At 64.4% G+C, this 18,408-nt stretch carries 23 protein-coding genes, 1 pseudogene and 1 riboswitch; of the genes and pseudogenes, 11 read left to right on the top strand and 13 right to left on the bottom strand.

Annotated features, from left to right (window positions below):
* Positions 1-69 precede the first annotated feature (69 nt).
* From OJJ21_RS21775 to OJJ21_RS21795, 5 genes are read left to right on the top strand one after another with little or no spacing between them, the layout of a single operon-like run.
* A complete protein-coding gene (locus tag OJJ21_RS21775; protein ID WP_297689813.1) occupies positions 70-297 on the top strand; it encodes a DUF1289 domain-containing protein in 228 nt (75 codons plus the stop codon).
* Positions 294-1,244: an ABC transporter permease gene (locus OJJ21_RS21780; RefSeq protein ID WP_297689815.1), complete on the top strand. Its 951-nt coding sequence runs from the start codon at positions 294-296 to the stop codon at positions 1,242-1,244. The genes OJJ21_RS21775 and OJJ21_RS21780 overlap by 4 nt, the downstream gene beginning before the upstream one ends.
* Positions 1,234-2,073, top strand: coding sequence for an ABC transporter permease (locus OJJ21_RS21785; RefSeq protein ID WP_297689817.1), 840 nt, complete (start codon positions 1,234-1,236; stop codon positions 2,071-2,073). Before OJJ21_RS21780 ends, OJJ21_RS21785 begins: the two co-directional genes overlap by 11 nt.
* Positions 2,074-2,082: 9 nt before the next feature.
* Positions 2,083-3,087, top strand: a complete 1,005-nt coding sequence (locus OJJ21_RS21790) for an ABC transporter ATP-binding protein (protein WP_297689819.1) — start codon at positions 2,083-2,085, stop codon at positions 3,085-3,087.
* Positions 3,084-4,085, top strand: a complete 1,002-nt coding sequence (locus OJJ21_RS21795; RefSeq protein ID WP_297689821.1) for an oligopeptide/dipeptide ABC transporter ATP-binding protein — start codon at positions 3,084-3,086, stop codon at positions 4,083-4,085. Before OJJ21_RS21790 ends, OJJ21_RS21795 begins: the two co-directional genes overlap by 4 nt.
* Here the strand turns inward: OJJ21_RS21795 and OJJ21_RS21800 are convergent.
* The 5 genes from OJJ21_RS21800 to OJJ21_RS21820 form a co-directional block, all read right to left on the bottom strand.
* On the bottom strand, positions 4,074-4,409 hold the full coding sequence (locus OJJ21_RS21800; protein ID WP_297689823.1) for a hypothetical protein: 336 nt from the start codon (positions 4,407-4,409) through the stop codon (positions 4,074-4,076). The genes OJJ21_RS21795 and OJJ21_RS21800 overlap by 12 nt on opposite strands.
* Positions 4,406-4,735, bottom strand: coding sequence for a hypothetical protein (locus OJJ21_RS21805; protein WP_297689825.1), 330 nt, complete (start codon positions 4,733-4,735; stop codon positions 4,406-4,408). Before OJJ21_RS21805 ends, OJJ21_RS21800 begins: the two co-directional genes overlap by 4 nt.
* Before the next feature lie 12 nt (positions 4,736-4,747).
* A complete protein-coding gene (locus OJJ21_RS21810; RefSeq protein WP_297689826.1) occupies positions 4,748-5,101 on the bottom strand; it encodes a hypothetical protein in 354 nt (117 codons plus the stop codon).
* A 148-nt stretch (positions 5,102-5,249) separates the two neighbouring features.
* Positions 5,250-5,639, bottom strand: a complete 390-nt coding sequence (locus OJJ21_RS21815) for a Rap1a/Tai family immunity protein (protein ID WP_297689828.1) — start codon at positions 5,637-5,639, stop codon at positions 5,250-5,252.
* Positions 5,639-6,379, bottom strand: coding sequence for a molybdopterin-binding protein (locus tag OJJ21_RS21820; RefSeq protein WP_366093547.1), 741 nt, complete (start codon positions 6,377-6,379; stop codon positions 5,639-5,641). Before OJJ21_RS21820 ends, OJJ21_RS21815 begins: the two co-directional genes overlap by 1 nt.
* Before the next feature lie 78 nt (positions 6,380-6,457).
* Here OJJ21_RS21820 and sfsA point away from each other — a divergent pair, with 78 nt between their 5' ends.
* The 4 genes from sfsA to OJJ21_RS21840 are packed head-to-tail and all read left to right on the top strand — an operon-like array spanning position 6,458 to position 9,079.
* A complete protein-coding gene (gene sfsA, locus OJJ21_RS21825; protein WP_297689831.1) occupies positions 6,458-7,153 on the top strand; it encodes a DNA/RNA nuclease SfsA in 696 nt (231 codons plus the stop codon).
* Between the two features lie 52 nt (positions 7,154-7,205).
* On the top strand, positions 7,206-8,021 hold the full coding sequence (gene map, locus OJJ21_RS21830) for a type I methionyl aminopeptidase (RefSeq protein ID WP_297689859.1): 816 nt from the start codon (positions 7,206-7,208) through the stop codon (positions 8,019-8,021).
* 9 nt (positions 8,022-8,030) lie between these two features.
* Entirely contained in the window at positions 8,031-8,732 is a 702-nt protein-coding gene (gene radC, locus OJJ21_RS21835) for a DNA repair protein RadC (RefSeq protein ID WP_297689834.1), read from the top strand.
* Positions 8,729-9,079: an SdpI family protein gene (locus OJJ21_RS21840; protein ID WP_297689836.1), complete on the top strand. Its 351-nt coding sequence runs from the start codon at positions 8,729-8,731 to the stop codon at positions 9,077-9,079. The genes radC and OJJ21_RS21840 overlap by 4 nt, the downstream gene beginning before the upstream one ends.
* Before the next feature lie 52 nt (positions 9,080-9,131).
* On the opposite strand, the gene OJJ21_RS21845 is transcribed toward OJJ21_RS21840, so the two are convergent.
* Genes OJJ21_RS21845 through OJJ21_RS21860 form a run of 4 tightly spaced genes read right to left on the bottom strand, consistent with a single transcriptional unit; the run spans position 9,132 to position 11,995 of the window.
* Positions 9,132-9,863 carry a thioredoxin family protein gene (locus OJJ21_RS21845; RefSeq protein WP_297689838.1) on the bottom strand — a complete coding sequence of 244 codons (732 nt, stop codon included), beginning with the start codon at positions 9,861-9,863 and terminating at the stop codon, positions 9,132-9,134.
* A 22-nt stretch (positions 9,864-9,885) separates the two neighbouring features.
* On the bottom strand, positions 9,886-10,350 hold the full coding sequence (locus OJJ21_RS21850; protein ID WP_297689840.1) for an SRPBCC domain-containing protein: 465 nt from the start codon (positions 10,348-10,350) through the stop codon (positions 9,886-9,888).
* Positions 10,236-10,679, bottom strand: a complete 444-nt coding sequence (locus OJJ21_RS21855) for a metalloregulator ArsR/SmtB family transcription factor (protein WP_297689842.1) — start codon at positions 10,677-10,679, stop codon at positions 10,236-10,238. Before OJJ21_RS21855 ends, OJJ21_RS21850 begins: the two co-directional genes overlap by 115 nt.
* A 56-nt stretch (positions 10,680-10,735) precedes the next feature.
* Positions 10,736-11,995 carry a PAS domain-containing sensor histidine kinase gene (locus OJJ21_RS21860; protein ID WP_297689844.1) on the bottom strand — a complete coding sequence of 420 codons (1,260 nt, stop codon included), beginning with the start codon at positions 11,993-11,995 and terminating at the stop codon, positions 10,736-10,738.
* Between the two features lie 138 nt (positions 11,996-12,133).
* Positions 12,134-12,298, top strand: a riboswitch (TPP riboswitch).
* Between the two features lie 84 nt (positions 12,299-12,382).
* On the opposite strand from OJJ21_RS21860, the gene thiC reads away from it, so the two are divergent.
* Positions 12,383-14,191: a phosphomethylpyrimidine synthase ThiC gene (gene thiC, locus OJJ21_RS21865; RefSeq protein WP_297689846.1), complete on the top strand. Its 1,809-nt coding sequence runs from the start codon at positions 12,383-12,385 to the stop codon at positions 14,189-14,191.
* Positions 14,188-14,832: a 5,6-dimethylbenzimidazole synthase gene (gene bluB / locus OJJ21_RS21870; protein ID WP_297689848.1), complete on the top strand. Its 645-nt coding sequence runs from the start codon at positions 14,188-14,190 to the stop codon at positions 14,830-14,832. Before thiC ends, bluB begins: the two co-directional genes overlap by 4 nt.
* Before the next feature lie 58 nt (positions 14,833-14,890).
* On the opposite strand, the gene OJJ21_RS21875 is transcribed toward bluB, so the two are convergent.
* The 4 genes and pseudogenes from OJJ21_RS21875 to OJJ21_RS21890 all read right to left on the bottom strand — a co-directional run.
* Positions 14,891-15,292, bottom strand: a complete 402-nt coding sequence (locus OJJ21_RS21875; RefSeq protein WP_297689850.1) for a F0F1 ATP synthase subunit epsilon — start codon at positions 15,290-15,292, stop codon at positions 14,891-14,893.
* Positions 15,293-15,315: 23 nt separating this feature from the next.
* Positions 15,316-16,740 carry a F0F1 ATP synthase subunit beta gene (gene atpD / locus OJJ21_RS21880; protein WP_297689851.1) on the bottom strand — a complete coding sequence of 475 codons (1,425 nt, stop codon included), beginning with the start codon at positions 16,738-16,740 and terminating at the stop codon, positions 15,316-15,318.
* Between the two features lie 45 nt (positions 16,741-16,785).
* On the bottom strand, positions 16,786-17,676 hold the full coding sequence (locus OJJ21_RS21885) for a F0F1 ATP synthase subunit gamma (protein ID WP_297689854.1): 891 nt from the start codon (positions 17,674-17,676) through the stop codon (positions 16,786-16,788).
* 25 nt (positions 17,677-17,701) lie between these two features.
* A pseudogene (locus OJJ21_RS21890) lies at positions 17,702-18,408 on the bottom strand (F0F1 ATP synthase subunit alpha); the annotation flags it as partial.

Raw genomic sequence — 18,408 nt, forward strand, 5'->3', positions numbered from 1 at the left:
GGCAACCGGCCGCGCTTTCGGCCGCCCTGCCGGTTGCGCTGACCGCAGGCAACCCGCCATATTTTCGCCATGATTGACGCTCCGAGCCTTGGTCTTTCCGACCTCGATACTGCCGATCCGGCCTCGCCCTGCACCAAGGTCTGCAGCATCGACCGGCAGACCGGCTGGTGCCGCGGCTGCTATCGCACCGGCGAGGAGATCGGCGCCTGGCCCGCCATGAGTCCGGAAGCCAGGCACGCCCTGCTGGCCCGGCTGCCGGAGCGACGGCGGGCCGTTGCGGGGGCGTCGCGGGAATGACCACCTTTCTGCTCAAACGTCTGGCCACCCTGATCGCCACCCTGCTGGCGACGTCGGTGATCGTGTTCCTGGTGCTGGAGATTCTGCCCGGCGATCCGGCCCTGCTGGTGCTCGGCATCGATGCCACCGACGAGCAGCTTGCCGTCTTTCGCCATGAATATGGCCTCGACCGACCGATCCTCGACCGGTACCTGCTATGGATCGGCAATCTGCTGACGGGCGATTTCGGCATCTCCTATGCTTATAAAACGCCGGTCTGGCCGCTGATCGCCGAGCGTCTGCTGCTGACCTATCCGCTGGCCGCCAGCGCCATGCTGCTGACCGTGGTGCTGGCGCTCGGGCTCGGCGTCTATGCCGCTGCCCAGCACAACAAGCCGGGCGACCTCATCATCATGGCCATCAGCCAGCTCGGGATTTCACTGCCGAATTTCTGGTTCGGCCTGCTGCTCATCCTGTTTTTCGCCGTCAATCTCGGCTGGTTCACCGCTGGCGGCTTCCCCGGCTGGGGTGACGGCGCGCTGGCCGCCGCGAAAAGCTTAATCCTGCCCAGTCTCTCGCTGGCCGCCGTGCAGGCCGCGATCCTCACCCGCATCACCCGCTCATCCGTACTGGAGGTGCTGCGCGAGGATTTCGTGCGCACCGCCCGGGCCAAGGGATTGAGTCGCCAGTCCGTGTTGTGGCGCCATGTGCTGCGCAACGCGTTCATTCCGGTAATAACCGTGATCGGGCTGCAGTTTGGCAACCTGCTGACCGGTACCATCGTGGTGGAGCAGGTCTTCGCCCTGCCCGGCCTCGGGCGCCTGATCTTCCAGGCGATCAGCAACCGCGACATCGAGGTGGTCAAGGCTGCCGTCGTGCTCCTGGCCTTCACGGTGGTGGTGGTGAACTTCATCGTCGATGTGCTCTACGCGGTGATCGATCCGCGACTGAAGGCGCATGATGTCTAGTTTTCTGAGACGTGCGCTCCGCCACCGCAGTTTCGTGGTCGGCGCGGCCCTGACTGCCTTCGTGCTGGGCATGGCATTGCTGTCGCTGGTCTGGACGCCGTATTCGCCGACCGCCATCAATATCCGCCGCCGTATGGCCATGCCCTCGGCCGATTACTGGCTCGGCACCGATTCCTTTGGCCGCGACGTGCTGTCGCTGATTCTGGCCGGCGCGCAGAATTCGCTGACCGTCGGGGTTCTGGCGGTCGGTGGCGGTCTGGTGCTGGGCAGCGCGCTCGGCCTGCTGGCGGCCGCCAGGCGCGGCTGGATCGAGGAACTGGTGATGCGCTTTGCCGACTTTACCTTCGCCTTTCCCGCGATCCTCTCGGCTATCATGCTGGCTGCCATTTTCGGCCCCAGCACAATGAATTCCATCGTCGCCATCGCGATCTTCAATATCCCGGTCTTCGCCCGCGTGGTGCGCGGCTCGGCCAACGCGATCTGGGCACGCGACTACATCCTGGCGGCCCGCAGTGCCGGCAAGGGCAGCTTCCGGATCACCATCGAGCATGTGCTGCCCAATATCCTGGCGGTGATCGTGGTGCAGGCGACCATCCAGTTTGCCCTGGCGATCCTGGCCGAAGCGGCGCTGTCCTATCTCGGCCTTGGCACGCAGCCGCCGACGCCGAGCTGGGGCCGCATGCTGAACGAGGCCCAGGCCATGGTCTTCCGCGCCCCCTTCCTCGCCGTCTTCCCCGGCTTCGCCATCGCGATCTCGGTACTCGGCCTCAATCTGCTGGGTGACGGCCTGCGCGATCTGACCGATCCGCGCCTGTCGCGGCAGCGCTGAGCAACCCCGATGACCACGCCCCTGCTCTCCGTTACCGATCTTCGCATTGCGCTGCAGACCGCGCGCGGCCCGGCCGAGGCGGTACGCGGCATCAGCTTCGAGCTGAACAAGGGCGAAACGCTTGGCATCGTCGGTGAATCGGGTAGCGGAAAATCGCTGACCGCGCTGGCCCTGATGGGACTGCTGCCGGACGGCGCCGCCACGGCGGGCCAGGTGCGCTATGCCGGCCGCAATCTGCTGGCCGCAGACGAACAGGAGCTCTGCACCCTGCGCGGCAACCGGTTGGCGATGATCTTCCAGGAACCGATGACCTCGCTGAATCCCCTGCATCGTATCGGAGACCAGATCGCCGAGCCGCTGCAGCTGCATCTGGGTATGAGCCGCCAGCAGGCGCGCGAGCGCGTTATCGACCTGCTCGACCGCGTCGGCATCCCTAACCCGCGCAGCCGATTGGATGCCTATCCGCACCAGATGTCGGGCGGCCAGCGCCAGCGCGTCATGATCGCCATGGCGCTGGCCTGCGACCCGGACATCCTGATCGCCGATGAACCGACCACGGCACTCGATGTCACCATTCAGGGCCAGATCCTCGACCTGATCCGCCGGCTGGTGGATGACAGCGGCATGGCATTGGTGCTGATCAGCCACGATCTCGGCGTGATCGCCGAAACGGTTGACCGCGTGCTGGTGATGTATGCCGGGCGGGCCGTTGAAACCGGGCCGGTGCGCGAGGTTTTCGCCCGCATGGCGCATCCCTATGCGCGCGGGCTGTTCTCGGCCATGCCGCGCATCGCAGCGGGCCAGCCGCATCCCCGGCCGCAGCTTCCCACCATTCCCGGCATCGTGCCCGATCTGCATGATCTGCCGAAGGCCTGCGCCTTCGCCGACCGTTGCGACCTGGTCGAGCCGCGCTGCCGCGCCGAATTTCCGCCCGCCGCCGTCATCGGCCCGGCCCATCGCGCCGAATGCTGGCGCACCGATGTTACCCTGAACCAGGCCATGGCCATCCCATGACCGCCCTGGTCGATATCAGCGATATCCACAAAATCTATACGTTGCGGCGGGCGACGCCCTTTTCGGCGGCACAGCAGGTGTTTGCCGTGAACGGGGTATCGCTGACCATCGAGGCCGGCGAAAGCCTGGGCATCGTTGGTGAATCCGGCTGCGGCAAGTCCACGCTGGCACGGCTGGTGATGGCGCTGGAAAAGCCCGATCGCGGCCGGATGCAGTTTGCCGGGCGCGATCTCCATGCCCTGTCAACGGAGCAGCTGCGGGCCGCACGGCGCGATTTCCAGATGGTGTTCCAGGATCCCTACGGTTCGCTCGATCCGCGCCTTACGGTCGAGCGTATCGTGGCCGAGCCGCTGGATGTGCTGGAACGGCTGCCGCGTACCGAACGGCACCAGCGTATCGCCGAGGCCCTGACGACCGTCGGACTGCGTGCGGGCGACATGGAGAAATATCCGCATGAATTCTCCGGCGGCCAGCGCCAGCGCATCGCGATTGCCCGCGCCCTGATCACACGGCCGAAACTGATCGTTGCCGACGAGGCCGTATCCGCCCTCGATGTCTCGGTACAGGCCCAGGTGCTGAACCTGATGGCCGAACTGCAGCAGCGCCAGGGCATCACGTATCTGTTCATCAGCCATAACCTGGCGGTGATCGATCATCTGTGCAGCCGGGTCGCCGTGATGTATCTCGGCCGCATCGTCGAGCAGGGCAGCACCGCCGCCATCTTCGCCAGGCCGGCACATCCCTATACGCGGGCGCTGCTGGCCGCCTTGCCGAAACCGGCACCGCCGCCGCTCGGCCAGGCCCGCCGCCGCAGCCTGCTGCAGGGCAATCCGCCGAGCCAGACGGCGTTGCTGCCCGGCTGCACGCTTGCCGAGCGCTGCCAGTATGCCGATGCTCATTGCCGTGCCGCGATGCCTGCCTTGCGCGCGCTGGCAGACGGCCGCTATGTCGCCTGCCACAAGGCTGAAGCCGTGATGGCCGAGGCCTTACCGCGGTGACACGAGGATCTGCAGGCGATAGCCGCGCCCGCGCATGCAGTAATCGGTGAACTCCGCCTCGCGCGGGCCGCGCGAGAAATACGACGGCGATTGCGGTTCGCGCCAGGGCGCGCCGAACGTATTGAAACCCGTACCGGTCCACGGCGGGTAGAGCGGTCGCGACGACGAACTTTCATCCAGTGCCTGCTTCCAGGCGATGTCGCGGCACTCCTGGTAATCGCGGTCGCGCTGCGGAGCGCCGGTATCGGCACGCACCCACTCGGTCGGCGTCGTGGCGCAGGCGGCCAGCAGGGCCAGAAGCAGGGGAGCGAGGCGCCGCATCATTGTTTCGCGATCGGCACGAGGTGATAGCCGCGCTGCTGCATGCAGTATTCCGCCAGCTCATAGGCGCGGGCGCCGCGACGGCTGTAGGAAGAGGTCAGGCCGCCGCCGCCCTCCTCGCCGCCGATGATGAACTGCGTATCCCGGTAGGGCGGATAGATCGGCCTGGATTTGTCGCTTTCGTCCAGCGCCTGCCAGTTGGCGAGATCGAGGCAGGCCTTCTCATCGCTCTGGCGCTGCACCACAGACGTGCCTGCCCGCTCCCATTCGGTCGTCGGCGCGCAGGCCGCAACAGCGAACAGCGAGAGAATGGCAAGGCTGCGCAACATGGAACCTCCCGGTTATTGCTGCGCGATCGGCGCCAGATGGTAGCCCCGGGCGCGCAGGCAGAAATTCTGCAGATCACTCTCGCGCTGGCTGCGCCACATGAAGGAATCGTAGCCGTGGTAGCCGTAGGGGCCTGGATACGGCCCGAAGCGCGACGGCCATGTGCCATAGCCGCCGTAAAAATACGGCGAACCGAAAAAGCTTTCGCGGAAGGCCTGGTCTCGTGCCAGGTTGGCACAGTCCCGGCTGTCGGTCTGCGCCTCGGCCAGGGTGACTCCGGGCTTCTGCCAGCCGAGCGGCGGACCGCAGGCTGACAGCAGGCCAGCCAGAACCAACGCGCAGACGGGAGACAGGACTGTTCTGTCCATGGCAAACGACCTCAGGGGGCGAGCCCAATCTAGCATCGTAGCCTGCAGCCGAGTTGCGGCGGAAATACGGCCGCCCCTTCACCTTTTCGTGCGGATTGCCCGGCATCCCTGCCGGGCCGGCCTCAGTCACCCGGGTTAGTCACCCCGATTAGTCACCCTGGCAGGGAAAGGCATCGACCAGCGCCAGACGAACCGCCAGGATCGCCTCCTGCCCCAGCTGGTCGGGATTCTCTTTTGCCCATTCGGTGAACTGCTGGCGCAGCAGCGCCGGCGGTGCTTCACGCGGTGCGCAGAACCAGGTCAGGTCCCTGGCTTCGGTCACCGCGAGTTCATACATCGCGACCGCCGCCTGCATGTAGCGCAGGCAGCCCGCCAGCCGCGCACTGCCCTCTGCGCCGTCGCACATGGTCTGCAAATCCCGGGCAAGGAATTTCGGCGGCGGCGCCAGGCTGCCGGTCGGATTCGCGGGTGTCTGGGCAATGGCCGCGGGAGCAAGGCATGCGGCGGCCAGGACCGCCGTGAGCAGGAACAGGCGCATCAGACGATCTCGTTCTCGAAAGGCTCGCCGCCCATGCGGCGGAAAATCGCATACATCGCAGCCGCGGCGGCATCCAGCCGTGCCTTGTCGGTCGATCGCAGCACGATGGCGGTCGAGGCCTTGCCGGAGCGGAAAGCCGGATAGGACCCCATATCGACATCGGGATAGTCAGCCTGCAGTTTGCCGAGATCCTCCGCCACCGCGCCCTCCGGTACCAGCGCCAGCACGGTGCGCGACAACAGCCGGTCGCCGCCAGTCAGGGTCGGTGCCACGCTGGCCACCATGGCCTGGAAGATCATCGGCACGCCGGCCATCACCATCACATTGCCGATGCGGAAACCCGGCGCTGCCGAAACCGGATTGTCGATCAGCGTGGCGGTATCGGGAATACGGGCCATGCGCAGGCGAGCCGCATTCAGCATGCCGGCCTCATAATGCGCTTCCAGCCGGCGTCGAGCCTCCGGATGGATGTCGATGGCGACATTGAATGCCCTGGCGATGCAGTCGGCGGTAATGTCGTCATGGGTCGGACCGATACCGCCCGAGGTGAAGACATAGTCATAACGCGCACGCAGCTCGTTCACCGCCGCGATGATGGTCGCCTCGATATCGGGCACCACACGGGCCTCGCGCAGGCGGATGCCCAGCTCGGTCAGCTTGCCGGCAAGAAAATACATATTGGCGTCGCGCGTCCGGCCCGAGAGAATCTCGTTGCCGATCACCAGCATGGCAGCGGTCACGATTTTGGGCGTTTCCGTCATGGCGAGAGGACATAGCACGCGCTGGACGGGTAGGCCAGTCGCCGCTATAGGCGAGAGATGCAGTTCCCCCAGCCCCTGACCCCGGCAACCCTGATCCGCCGCTACAAGCGCTTCCTGGCCGACATGCGCCTTGCCGATGGCCGCCTGGAAACCGTGCACTGCCCCAATCCCGGCGCCATGCTGGGGCTGGACCGGCCGGGCAGCCGCGCCTGGCTCAAACCCGGCAGGGGCAGACTGAACTGGGGCTGGGTGATCGCCGAAGCTGATAACGGCAGCCTGGTCGGCATCGACACCGGCCTGCCCAACAAACTGGTGGCCGAAGCATTGGCGCAGCAGCGCATTCCGGAACTGGCCGGCTACAGCCTGCATCGTCCCGAAGTGCGTTACGGCGCCAACAGCCGGGTCGACTTTCTGCTCACCGCAGATGGCCGCCCGCCCTGCTATCTGGAAATCAAGACTGTGCATCTGAGCCGCCGGCCACCGCTGGCGGAATTCCCCGACTGCGTCACCGAACGTGGCGCCAGGCATTTGCGCGAACTCTCGGCCATGGTGGCGGCCGGCCACCGTGCCGTGATGCTGTACGTGGTCCAGCGCGGCGATTGCCGCCATTTCAGCATCGCCGCCGACTGCGACCCGGGCTATGCCGCCGCTTTCATCGAGGCTAGGAATGCCGGCATCGAGGCGCTATGTTATGCTTGCATTGTTACGGAGGCCGGCATCGCCATTGCCGACCGGCTCGAGATTTTCCCGTAACGTATTGAAACACAACAGTGAATTGAACATCGTGAACCAGAACCAGGCCCGCATTCTCGATACCGATGAGGACGATGATTTCCGCCCCGGCGCCATTCGGCTGCACCGGCCGGAGGATTTCGCCGGCATGCGAGCGGCTGGCAAGCTGGCCGCCGAGACGCTGGATTTCATCACACCCCATGTGGTGCCCGGCGTCACCACCGGCCGCCTGGACGACCTGTGCCACAACTTCATCGTCGGGCATGGCGCCGTACCGGCGCCGCTCGGCTATCGCGGCTTCCCAAAATCGATCTGCACTTCGGTCAATCATGTAGTCTGCCACGGCATCCCCGGCGACAAGGTCATGGAAGACGGTGACATTTTGAATATCGACGTGACCGTGATCGTCGACGGCTGGCATGGCGATACCAGCCGCATGTTCCTGCTCGGCGATGTCGGCGTGAAGGGCCGCCGCATCTGCGACGTCACCTATGAAGCCATGATGCGCGGCATCGAAGTGGTGAAGCCCGGCGCCACCACCGGCGACATCGGCTATGCCATCCAGCAGTTCGTCGAGAAGGAGCGCTTCTCGGTGGTGCGCGACTTCTGCGGCCATGGACTGGGCCGGATTTTCCACGAGCCGCCGAATATCCTGCATTACGGCGAGCCGGGCACCGGCGTGCCGCTGCAGGCTGGCATGTTCTTCACCATCGAGCCGATGGTGAATGCCGGCAAGTGGCAGGTAAAGCTGCTGTCCGATGGCTGGACCGCGGTGACCAAGGACCGCTCGCTGTCAGCGCAATTCGAGCATTCGATCGGCGTCACCGAAACCGGCTACGAGATTTTCACGCAGTCGCCCAAGGGCTGGCACAAGCCGCCATACGCATAGACGGAACGTTTGGCAGAAGCGGGCGACAGCGAGAAACCCCACTTCCACGGCCATCGCGCAAGATTGCGGGCCCGCTTCCTTGAAAGCGGCGGTGCCGGCATACCGGATTATGAAATCCTCGAGCTGATCCTGTTCGGCATCTTCCGCAACGGCGATACCAAGCCGCTGGCGAAAGCGCTGATCGCGGCATGCGGCGGTTCGCTGGCCGGTGTGCTGGCTGCGCCGCCGGAACGGCTGAAAAACGTGCCGGGCTGCGGCGAGGCGGTGATTGCCGCCTTGAAGGTCACCCGCGAAGCCGGCCTGCGCATGCTGAAGGCCGATGCCACGCAGCGGCCGGCGCTCTCCAACTGGCAGGCCCTGCTGGATTACTGCCGCGCCGTGCTGCAGCATGAAGGCATCGAGCAGTTCCGGATTCTTTTTCTGGACCGGAAAAATCAGGTGATCGCCGACGAGCAGCAGCAGCGCGGTACGGTCGACCACACGCCGGTCTATCCGCGCGAGGTGGTGAAGCGGGCGCTGGAACTGAATGCCGCCGCCCTCATTCTGGTGCACAACCACCCTTCAGGCGACCCGACGCCCTCGCGTGCCGATATCGAAGTCACGCGCCAGGTCTGCGATGCGGCGGCAACACTGGGCATCGCCGTGCACGATCATCTGATCATCGGCCGCAAGGGTCATGTCAGCTTCCGCGAGAAGGGGCTGCTGGGATGACGCACGACCTGAAACTCTCGGCCTGGATCGGCCTTGGCGTCACCGCGCTGCTGATGTTGGCCAGTTTGCCCATGGCGTTGCGGCTGGTGCCGCTCAACCGCCATTACGGTCTGCGTGTCCCCGCCGCCTATGTTTCGGAGGAGCAATGGCTGCTGATGAATCAGGTCGCCGGCATCAGCATGCTGATAGGCGGCTTGCTGATACTCACCGCCGGGACGATCCTGCTGAAACGTCGCCGACAGAGTCGGCTGGGCTGGGACGACAAACGGCTTGCCCTGGTCTTCGGTCTCCTGCCATTGCCCGTCACCCTGCTCTCGATCACCCTGCCCTACGCCTTCATCTCCTGACAGCGCTCAATCCCGCTGACAGGACGGAATCGTCAGTGATGCGATGACCGGGTCAATCGTGGCAACAGGATCCCGCAGGCGCGGGCACGCCCTCGTAGCGGTCATGCCGCCGGACCCAGTCCATGATCTGGTCTTCGTTGCGGCCCTTCGGCGTCATGTCGAGGTAATTATGAGCGCCGATCAGGATGTCGCCGCCGCGGCCATAGGAAGAATAGGTATGGAAGATGCCGCCCTTCTTATCCCTGTAAAAGACACTGATGCCCGGCAGCTCGTCATTGCCTTCCGGTGTCTCTTCGAAATTGTAGAAGACCCTGCCATCGGCCAGATCTTCGGGCGTGAAGGAGACATGATAGTCGTAATTGAAGTCGCTGGGCGCCGACGACACCCAGTCGAATTTCCAGTCCATGCGCCTGCGATAGGCCTGCAGCCTGTCGAGCGGCCCGCGCGACACCACCACCACCGATACATCGTGATGCCTGAGATGCAGGTTGGCACCATCGATATGGTCGGCCAGGAAGGAACAGCCGGGGCAGCCTTCCTCCCAGTCCGGGCCGAACATGAAGTGATAGACGATCAGCTGGCTGTTGCGGCCGAACAGGTCGGACAGGCTCTTGCCGCCCTCCGTCGTATCGAAGCTGTAGCCCTTGTCGACTTTCACCCAGGGCAGCGCACGGCGCTCTTCATGCAGCCTGTCCATGGCATGGGTGACGTCCTTCTCGCGGGCAAGATGCTGCCGGCGGGCGGCGAGCCAGTCTTCGCGCGAAACAATTTTGTGCTGCGTCATGATCGGTCCCTTTCCTTGCATGTCAGGCAAACAGGGTTTCGAGCTTGTCGAGCGAGGCGGTCCAGCCGCGGGTATGGCCGGTTTTCGAGGCTTCGTCGAACAGCTGCTCGTGGAACAGCGTCAGAATTGTGCCATCCCCGTCGGGCTTGAACGTGACAGTCACCTGCGACACGCGCTCGGGCGTGGTGATCCAGTTCCAGCTGAACACCAGCCGCTGGTCCGGCACGATCTCCCTGTAGGTACCGCCGACTTCGTGCTCCTCATGGCCGCGGCCATCGACATCGGTGCGAAAGGCGACCCGAAACCGGCCGCCGACACGCAGGTCGATGTCGGCAGCGAGATACTCGCAATTGCCCGGACCCCACCAGCGGACTATCTGCGCCGGGTCCGTCCAGGCCCGGTAGACTTTGGCGGGCGGGGCTTTGATGCGTCTTTTGAGGGTGAGACTGGGTTTTCCGGATGCACCAGCTTGAGCTTCGGCGAGCATGACTCCTCCTCTACAAAGGCCGCGAGACGGTCGAGCTGGGTCGACCAGAATCGTTCATAGCGCTGCAGCCATTCCATGGCCCGCTCCATCGGACCTGCATTCAGCCGGCAGATCACTGTGCGGCCGGTCTTGCTGCGGGTGACCAGCCCGGCATCCGACAGCACGTCGAGATGCTTCATGATGGCCGGCAGCGAAACCGGAAACGGCCGGGCCAGATCGCTGACCGAAATGCTGTCGCGTTCCTCCAGCTGTGCCAGCAAAGCCCGTCGCGTCGGATCGGCGAGGGCTGCAAACATGCGGTCGAGCGCGGCATCCATATACTTAACCATATGGTTTAGTATTGACGTGAATCGCCATCCTGTCAACCCGGCATTTGCAGAGGATGCTAAACGCGGTTTTCCACGCGATCGGCACCAAAGCGCACCGTGACCGTGGTGCCCTCGCCCGGCTGCGACGTGAGCCCCACCTGCCCGCCATGCAGCAGCGCCAGTTCCTGCACCAGCGGCAGGCCGAGGCCTGAGCCCTGATGCTCGCGCGTCAATACATTGTCGACCTGCCCGAAGCGCTGCAGCGCCTTGGCGATATCGGACTCATTCATGCCGATCCCGGTGTCTCGCACGCCGAAGGCAATACCGCCGGCAGGTTCGCGCAAGGCGAAGATCGCCACCGCGCCGCCTGACGGCGTGAACTTGATGCCGTTGCTGAGCAGATTGAGCATGATCTGGAACACTGCGCGCTGGTCTGCCCAGAGCGGCGGCAGGTCGGCCGGCATGTCCAGGGTCAGCATCACGCCGCCCTCCCGTGCCGCCCCTTCCACCTGACGCAGGGCCCGCGCTGCGATCGCCGGCAGATCGACGTGGCTTTCATGCAGCTCGTAGGCGCCGGCTTCGATTTTCGACAGGTCGAGAACATCGTTGATCAGACTGAGCAGGTGCTGGGCGCTTTCGTGGATATGGCCGGCATAGCCGCGATAACGGTCATCCAGCGGGCCGACCACCTGATCCCTCATCACCTCGGCAAAGCCGAGAATGGCATTCATCGGCGTACGCAGCTCGTGGCTCATATGCGCCAGGAACGACGATTTGCTCTTCGAGGCGCGCAAGGCCTGGTCCCGCGCCTCGGCCAGGGCATGGTTCATTTCATCCCGGCGCCGGCGCTGCTGCTGCTCCTCGGTGATATCGCGGCCGATACCGACATAGCCGGTGAAATCGCCCGTCTCGTTGAATCGCGGCCGGCCACTGACGCTGATACAGACCAGCCCGCGCGGACGATTCAGCCACTGCACCTGATGCGCAAAGGGTCGATGCGCCTTCATGTCCTCGATATGCAGTTTCAGGAACGGATCGGCCGAGTTGTCGTCGCCGAACAGGGAAATACGGGACTGGCCGATATATCCCGCGGCAGGAACACCGGTGACCAGTTCCACCTGATCGGACATGTAGGTGTAGATCAGATTCGCATCGGTCTCCCAGATCCAGTCCGCGCTCAGGGCGGTGACATCATGAAACCGCTGCTCGGCGATGCGGCGCCGCTCGATTTCGGTTTGCAGGACGGCCTCGTCGGCGGTCAGCCTGCTTTCAAGCTCGCGGATCCGCGCTCCGGCCATCTGCCGGTTAAAAAACGCTGCGATCCAGCCCATCCCCATCGTCCCTCCCCATGCCGGCGCGTCCACCGGCTGCCGCACGACAGTGGCGCAGCAGAAATCTTCCTGTAAACGGCGAATTATATCGCCGTCATTAGATACCGGGGAATGTTGACGATCGGTAACCCCTGCGCCACCATCACGATTACCGAGGGGGGCGCCGCTAGGGCGCTGAGATTCGGCCGGCGGGAGAGTCCACCCGCAACGCCGTGACCCTGAGAGCCGGTTACCCATGAATGCCATGGCAGCCGGCCTGTGAACCTGATCCGGGTCATGCCGGCGGAGGGAACGGTCGTTCAGGTATGGGGATTCCGAATCCGTGCCATACCTGCATTCCGCGAACATCCACCACATCCCGGATCTCCTGTCGTCCAGCACACGGAGATCCCGATGGATAAGCTTTCAGACGCTCCCAACTTCAAGATCACCACCGGCGCGTTGCCGGCGTCGCGGAAAATATATCAGGCCGGCAGCCTGCATCCCGCCATTCGCGTGCCGCATCGCGAAATCGCCACGCATCCCTCCGCCCATGAGCCGCCACTGCCGGTCTACGATACATCCGGGCCTTATACCGATCCCGATGCCGAAATCGACATCAACCAGGGCCTGCCGCGCTGGCGCACCCGCCTGATCGAGGCACGCGGCGATGTGGAGACTTACGATGGCCGGCTGGTGCAGCCGGAAGACAATGGCGGCGCCAGTTCGGTGCCGGCTTTTCCGCGTCATCCGCGCCCGTTACGCGCCAAAGGCGCTGCCGCCGTGACGCAATACGAATATGCCCGGCGCGGCATCATCACGGCCGAAATGGAATACGTCGCCATCCGCGAGAACGAGGCGCGCAGGGACCTGGCCAAACGCGACGGCGAAGACTTCGGTGCCAGCATCCCCGATTTCGTGACGCCGGACTTCGTGCGCGACGAGATCGCCCGCGGCCGCGCCATCATTCCCTGCAACATCAATCACCCGGAACTGGAGCCGATGATCATCGGCCGCAATTTCCTGGTGAAGGTGAATGCCAATATCGGCAATTCGGCCGTCACCTCTTCGGTGGCCGAGGAAGTCGACAAGATGGTCTGGGCGATCCGCTGGGGCGCCGACACGGTGATGGACCTTTCGACCGGCCGCAATATCCACAATATCCGCGACTGGATCATCCGCAACTCGCCGGTGCCGATCGGCACGGTGCCGATCTACCAGGCGCTGGAGAAGGTGAACGGCAAGGCCGAGGACCTGACCTGGGAGGTCTATCGCGACACCCTGATCGAACAGGCCGAACAGGGCGTCGACTACTTCACCATCCATGCCGGCGTGCGGCTGGCCTATATTCCACTGACTGCCAACCGCGTCACCGGCATCGTGTCGCGCGGCGGTTCGATCATGGCGAAATGGTGCCTGGCGCATCACCAGGAGAGTTTCCTCTACACGCATTTCGCCGAGATCTGCGACATTATGCGGGCCTATGACATCAGTTTCTCGCTGGGCGACGGGTTGCGGCCGGGTTCGACGGCCGATGCCAACGATGCCGCGCAGTTCGCCGAACTTGACACCCTGGGCGAGCTGACCAAGATCGCCTGGGCCAGGGGCGTGCAGGTGATGATCGAGGGGCCGGGCCATGTCGCCATGCACAAGATCAAGGCCAACATGGACAAGCAGCTGAAAACCTGCGGCGAGGCGCCCTTCTACACGCTGGGGCCACTCACCACCGATATCGCGCCGGGTTACGACCACATCACCAGCGGCATCGGGGCGGCAATGATCGGCTGGTACGGCTGCGCCATGCTCTGCTACGTCACGCCGAAGGAGCATCTGGGGCTGCCCGACCGCAACGACGTCAAGGTGGGCGTGATCACCTACCGGATCGCGGCGCACGCGGCCGATCTGGCCAAGGGCCATCCCGGCGCCGCGCGCCGCGACGATGCCCTGAGCCGGGCCCGCTTCGAGTTCCGCTGGGAAGACCAGTTCAACCTCGGCCTCGATCCGGAGACGGCGGCGCAGTTCCATGACCAGACCCTGCCGAAGGAGGCGCATAAGACGGCGCATTTCTGCTCGATGTGCGGGCCGAAATTCTGCTCGATGAAAATCAGCCAAGAGGTGCGCGACGCCGCCCGCATGCAGAATGACGTCGCACAGCAGGGCATGAGCGAGATGGCGGAACGCTTCCGCCGGGAGGGCGGCGAGATATATCATCCGGAACGATGACCACACCGCCCGTCTTCGATCATGCCTTCCAGGACAAGCTGGCCGAACTGATGGCCTGGCGGCGCGATGTGCGCCGCTTCAGGGGCGATCAGCCGGTGCCGGCTGAGCTGGTGGGCAAGCTGCTGGAGACGGCGGCCCTCGCGCCGTCTGTCGGCAACAGCCAGCCCTGGCGCTTCGTGCTGGTGGAAGATGCCGGACGACGCGCTAGGGTAATCGCCAATTTCGAACGCGCCAACAAGGACGCGCTCGGCGATTACAGCGGCGAACAGGCGAAGCTTTACGCCTCGCTGAAGCTGGCCGGGCTGAAAGAGGCGCCGGTGCATCTGGCGGTGTTCTGCGACGAGTCGACCTTGCAGGGCCATGGCCTGGGCCGCCGCACCATGCCCGAGATGCTGGACTATTCCGCCGTGATGGCAGTCTACGGCTTCTGGCTCGCCGCCCGTGCGGCTGGCCTTGGCGCCGGCTGGGTCTCGATCTTCGAGCCGGAAGCGCTCACGCGCGATCTCGACGTGCCGGACGACTGGAAGCTGGTCGCCTATCTCTGCGTCGGCTGGCCCGAGGACGAGCAGGCCGAACCGGAACTGCAGCGGCTCGGCTGGGAGCATCGCCGCGAGGTCGCTGAGCAGATCATCAAGCGGTGAAAAGCAAACGGCGCGGATTTGACGCCGCGCCGTTGCAGAAATTCATAAACCGGAAGCCTTACGCCGCCGCCTCGAGCATGGCGGTGTATTTCTCGACCCGGGCCGCGGCGCGTGCCCTGGCATGGTCGTCCTTGGCGTCTTCGGCATCCTCGCGGGCATCGTTCAGCGCCGCTTCGAGCTTGGCGCGGTCGAGCTGCTTCACCGGCACGGCCTCTTCGGCCAGCACGGTGAGCTTGTCGTTCGCCACCTCGGCGAAACCGCCGGCGACGAAGATGCGCTCGGTCACCGCGCCGTTCACCGTCACCTCAATGATGCCGTTGCGGATGGTCGAGATCAGCGGGCTGTGACCCGGCAGCACGCCGAAATCGCCAGCCTCACCGGGCACCACCACCATCTCGGCATCGAGCGCGAGAAGCAGCTTCTCGGGCGATACCAGTTCGAACCTGACGGTCTCCGCCATGGCTTAACTCCTCAACCCTGAGATCAGGCGGCCTCGGCAGCGAGCTTCTTCGCCTTGGCGATCGCCTCGTCGATGGTACCGACCATGTAGAAGGCCGATTCCGGCAGATGGTCGTGCTTGCCGTCGACGATTTCCTTGAAACCGCGGATCGTCTCGGCCAGCGGCACCTGCACGCCCGGCGAACCGGTGAAGACCTGCGCCACGTCGAAGGGCTGCGACAGGAAGCGCTGAATCTTGCGGGCGCGGGCAACGGTCAGCTTGTCTTCTTCCGACAGTTCGTCCATGCCCAGGATGGCGATGATGTCCTGCAGCGACTTGTAGCTCTGCAGGATGCTCTGCACCTTGCGGGCGATCTCGTAATGCTCTTCGCCGACGATGCGCGGATCGAGAATGCGCGAGGTCGAGTCGAGCGGATCCACCGCCGGATAGATGCCGAGCTCGGCGATCTGGCGCGACAGCACGGTGGTGGCGTCAAGGTGAGCAAACGAGGTGGCCGGCGCCGGATCGGTCAAATCGTCGGCGGGCACGTAAATCGCCTGCACCGAGGTGATCGAGCCCTTATGGGTCGAGGTGATGCGCTCCTGCAGCATGCCCATGTCGGTGGCCAGCGTCGGCTGGTAACCCACCGCCGAAGGAATACGGCCGAGCAGCGCCGACATTTCCGAACCCGCCTGGGTGAAGCGGAAGATGTTGTCGACGAAGAACAGCACGTCCTGGCCTTCCTGGTCGCGGAAGTATTCCGCCAGCGTCAGGCCGGTCAGCGCCACGCGGGCACGCGCGCCCGGCGGCTCGTTCATCTGGCCATACACCAGGGCGACCTTCGAGCCCGGGCCGTCGGTCTTGATAACGCCCGATTCCATCATTTCGTGATAGAGATCGTTGCCCTCGCGGGTGCGCTCGCCGACACCGGCGAACACCGAGTAGCCGCCGTGGGTCTTCGCGATGTTGTTGATCAGCTCCATGATCAGCACGGTCTTGCCGACGCCGGCGCCGCCGAACAGGCCGATCTTGCCGCCCTTCGAATAGGGCGCGAGCAGGTCGACGACCTTGATGCCGGTGACCAGCACCTTCTGCTCGGTCGACTGGTCGACATAGGCAGGGGCCGGCGCATGGATCGGCGCTGCATGCTTGGCATTGACCGGGCCGCGCTCGTCGATCGGCTGGCCGATCACGTTGATGATGCGGCCGAGCGTTTCCTGGCCGACCGGCACCGAGATCGGGCTGCCGGTGTCGGTGACTTCCATGCCGCGAACCAGACCGTCGGTCGAGTCCATCGCGATGGTGCGGACGGTGTTTTCGCCCAGATGCTGCGCCACTTCGAGCACCAGATGGTTGCCCTGGTTGGTGCAATGCAGGGCGTTCAGGATCGCCGGCAGGTGTTCGTCGAACTGCACGTCGACAACCGCGCCGATGACCTGGGTAATGCGACCCGTCTTGTTCGTAGCCATGATGCTGCTCCGCTCTCTCTTTTCCGTCTCGTCCAGCGCGCGGTCTTAGACCGCCTCGGCGCCGGAGATGATTTCGATAAGTTCCTTGGTGATCTGGGCCTGACGCGACCGGTTGTAGACGGTCGTGAGCTTCTTGATCATCTCGCCGGCATTGCGCGTCGCATTGTCCATCGCGGACATGCGGGCGCCCTGCTCGGAAGCCGCATTCTCCAGCAGTGCACGATAGACCTGCATCGACAGGTTGCGCGGCAGCAGCTGGTTCAGAATGGTTTCCTCGTCCGGCTCGAATTCGTAGATCCCGCCCTGCAGATCCGGAGCCCCGGCAGCAGCGTTTGTGCCGGCAATCATGGCCGGGATCAGCTGCTGGGCGGTCGGGATCTGGCTGATCACCGACTTGAAGTTGTTGTAGAAGACATGGGCAACGTCGAATTCGCCCGCCTCGAACATCGCCAGCACGCGGTCAGCGATTTCCTGGGCATCGGCGAAGCCGATCTTCTTGGACTTCGACAGGTCAACGGTATCGGCGATCTTGGAAGCATGGTCGCGACGCAGCTGGTCGCGGCCCTTCTTGCCGACGCAGAGAATCTTGACCGTCTTACCCTGAGCGGTCAGCTCCTCGATCTTGCGGCGGGCCAGCTTGACAATTGACGAGTTGAAGGCACCGCACAGGCCGCGCTCGGCGGTGGCGACGATCAGGAGATGCACCTGATCACTGCCGGTGCCGATCATCAGCCGGGGCGCGGTGTCGGAGCCGATCTGGGCAGCCGACAACGAGGCCATGATGCTGGCCATGCGCTCAGCGTAAGGACGCGCCGCTTCGGCGGCCTCCTGGGCGCGGCGCAGCTTGCTGGCTGCCACCATTTTCATCGCCTTCGTGATCTTCTGGGTCGATTTGACCGAGTTGATCCGAACGCGCAGGGACTTGAGGCTAGGCATGAAGCTCTACCCTTGGTTCAGGCGTTCAGGCGAAAGTCTTGGCGAGCTCTTCGAGCACGGCCTTCAGTTTGGCTTCCAGGTCCGGCGTCAGAGCCTGGCTCTCGCGGATACCCGACAGGATATCCGGATGCTTGGACTTGATCGTGCTCAGCAGGGCCTGTTCGAAACGGCCGACATTGCTGACCGGCAGCTTGTCGAGATGGCCCTTCACGCCGGCATAGATCGAGACGACCTGCTCTTCGACCGGCAATGGCTGGTACTGGGCCTGCTTCAGCAGTTCGGTCAGGCGGGCGCCGCGGTTCAGCAGGCGCTGGGTCGCCGGATCGAGATCCGAACCGAACTGGGCGAAGGCCGCCATTTCGCGATACTGCGCCAGTTCCAGCTTGATCGAGCCGGCAACCTGCTTCATCGCCTTGATCTGCGCGGCCGAGCCGACGCGGCTGACCGACAGACCGACGTTGATCGCCGGACGGATGCCCTTATAGAACAGCTCGGTCTCGAGGAAGATCTGGCCGTCGGTGATCGAGATGACGTTGGTCGGGATGTAAGCCGACACGTCGCCCGCCTGGGTCTCGATGACCGGCAGCGCGGTGAGCGAACCGGCGCCGTTCTTGTCCGACATCTTGGCGGCACGCTCGAGCAGGCGCGAATGGATGTAGAAAACGTCGCCCGGATAGGCTTCGCGGCCCGGCGGACGGCGCAGCAGCAGCGACATCTGGCGGTAGGCGACGG

The organism is Ferrovibrio sp., assembly GCF_025869515.1.
GTDB lineage: Bacteria > Pseudomonadota > Alphaproteobacteria > Ferrovibrionales > Ferrovibrionaceae > Ferrovibrio.